At 70.0% G+C, this 1,525-nt stretch carries 2 protein-coding genes; one reads left to right on the top strand and one right to left on the bottom strand.

The genetic code is table 11. From position 1 onward, the window contains the following. The first annotated feature begins 338 nt into the window (after positions 1–338). On the top strand, positions 339–866 hold the full coding sequence (locus BHU15_RS11650) for an ATP-binding protein (protein ID WP_069627121.1): 528 nt from the start codon (positions 339–341) through the stop codon (positions 864–866). On the opposite strand, the gene idi is transcribed toward BHU15_RS11650, so the two are convergent. After that, the gene (idi, locus tag BHU15_RS11645) at positions 841–1,434 is read right to left on the bottom strand and encodes an isopentenyl-diphosphate Delta-isomerase (RefSeq protein WP_069627120.1); all 594 of its coding nucleotides are present in this window, start codon (positions 1,432–1,434) and stop codon (positions 841–843) included. The two genes, BHU15_RS11650 and idi, sit on opposite strands and share 26 nt — an antisense overlap. Between the last annotated feature and the right edge of the window lie 91 nt (positions 1,435–1,525).

Below are 1,525 nucleotides of genomic sequence, written 5' to 3'. Positions count from 1 at the left end.
GCCGTCGTCGCCGACGGGGTCGCCACCGTGACCATCGAGCATCCCGCGAAGCGCAACGCGCTGACCCCGTCGGCGACGACGGCACTCAGCCGTGGCATGGGATCCATGCGCGGGATGCTATCCGGCCCCGCGATCACCAGGCCGAACCCATGATCACGAACTGGCTGGAAACAGGCACAGCCGGTCAACCATGTAACAGGGTCGAGCGAGCCCGGACACTATCCATCGATAGGCGCTGACTTCTGTTCAGTGCCGTGGGCCGTCCGGCCTTGTTCCCAAGACTCGGTCACCGACGCACAGCGCTCTCGGAGCGCTGGAGAACCGAGGGTGGTGCCGTGGTGGAGAGCCTCGGGAGTGTTCCGGCCAGACCGAAGCCGTACGAGGGGGTCTGGCGGTTCACGGCCCCCGCCGTCGATGTCTCCGTGCCACAGGCCCGGCACGCCGTACGCGACCTGCTCGGCCGGCAGGGCGTCCCGGCGTCCGACGAGACCGTCCAGGGCCTGTTGCTGATCGTGTCGGAGCTGGTGACCAACGCCGTACGGCACGCGGCCCTGCTCTCGCCCGAGCTGGCGGTGGAGGTCGCCATCGCCGCCGACTGGATCCGGGTGTCCGTCGAGGACAGCCACCCCTACCGGCCGAAGGCGCTGGAGAGGGACTACGCCCAGACCGGCGGGCGCGGTCTGCTTCTCGTACGGGAGATCACCCTGGAGGCGGGCGGCACCTGCGACGTCGAGCACACGGCGAGCGGCGGGAAGATCGTCTGGGCGCTGCTGCCGCTGACGCCCGACGCCGTGGTGGTGTCCGCCCTGACCCCGGTGATCCAGGAGGAGCGCGGCCCGGCTACCAGCCCCCGGACGGCCCTGTGAGTTCCCTCATCGCGGGACGCGCCGCGTCCAGCACGCTCATGAACCACGCGGAGAACGGCGCCGACCGGTGCCGCTCCTCCAGCTCCGCCGGTGTGACGAACGCCGTGTCGCCGATCTCCGTCGGGTCGGGCCGCAGGTCCGCCTGGGCCAGCCCGACGAAGAGGTGGTTGTACTCGTGCTCGACCAGGCCGGACGCCGGGTCCGGGTGGTTGTAGAGGACCGTGCCCGCCTCGGCGAGCAGCGTGGGCGAGATGCCCAGTTCCTCGTACGTGCGCCGGGCGGCCGCGGCGAAGGGCGCCTCGCCCGGATACGGGTGCCCGCAGCACGTGTTCGACCAGACGCCGGGGGAGTGGTACTTGCCGAGCGCGCGGCGCTGGATCAGCAGCCTGCCCTGTGCGTCGAAGAGAAACACGGAGAACGCCCGGTGCAGCTGGCCCGGTGCCTGATGTGCGGCGAGCTTCTCCGCCGTGCCGATGGTGTTCCCGTCCTCGTCGACCAGCTCCAGCATGATCGTTTCTTGGGCGCCATTGGGCGAGGTGCTCGTGGCAGTGACAGGTGTGGTCGGCATAGCCATCCTTCGCTTCGGTCCTCGGCCCCCAAGTCTGCCGTACGAGAGCGCCTTGTCCGTACTTCCGTGAAACGGGCATGTCCGCCCCCGC

The organism is Streptomyces niveus (genome assembly GCF_001723055.1).
Taxonomy (GTDB): Bacteria; Actinomycetota; Actinomycetes; order Streptomycetales; family Streptomycetaceae; genus Streptomyces; species Streptomyces niveus.
The sequence above is the reverse complement of the archived record's forward strand: the minus strand, read 5'-3'. Positions and strand labels throughout refer to the sequence as shown.